The 520-nt window shown below is 45.2% G+C and carries 1 protein-coding gene; it reads right to left on the bottom strand.

From position 1 onward, the window contains the following. Positions 1 to 520 (bottom strand): flagellin (locus tag ICN13_RS10040; RefSeq protein WP_255534128.1); only part of this gene is annotated, 520 nt, incomplete at both ends.

Here is a 520-nt window from a genome sequence, read left to right as displayed (position 1 = left end):
CAAAGTCAAAATGACGTTCGGCATCTGATTGGCTTGGGCTAGCATCGAAGTAGCAGCCTGTTGCAAGATCTGAGTACGGGTCAAATTAGAGGTTTCTGCTGCGTAATCGGTATCGACAATGCGGCTAATACCATCTGCTAAGTTAGTAGATAGGGTTTGCATGTTATCTACTGCGTAATCTAGGCGATTTAACCAAATACCTAGATCAGATCTATTAGTGGCATTAATCCCAATAGCATCTTGCACTACTGAAGTAGATAGGTTAGCTACATCACTAGCAGTTAAAGACTGGACATTGCCACTGGCATCAAAGTAGGCAGAGCTATCGATCTTGCCATTGGCATTGCCTGAGGCATCTACCAGGCCAAGACCAAGGCCAGAGTCTCCAATACTGATCGTTACATCATTTGGATCCATAAAGGATGAGAGGGCATAGTCCTGAAAAGCACCATACGCCTCATTAGTAAAGCCTTCAAACTCAAGCACTGAAACAGGACCACCAGGCCCATTCTCCAGGTAG

Origin of the sequence: Polynucleobacter sp. MWH-Berg-3C6, assembly GCF_018881855.1 — a bacterium.
Classification (GTDB): Bacteria; Pseudomonadota; Gammaproteobacteria; order Burkholderiales; family Burkholderiaceae; genus Polynucleobacter.
Note: the sequence above shows the minus strand (reverse complement) of the source record. Positions and strands in the feature narration are given on the sequence as shown.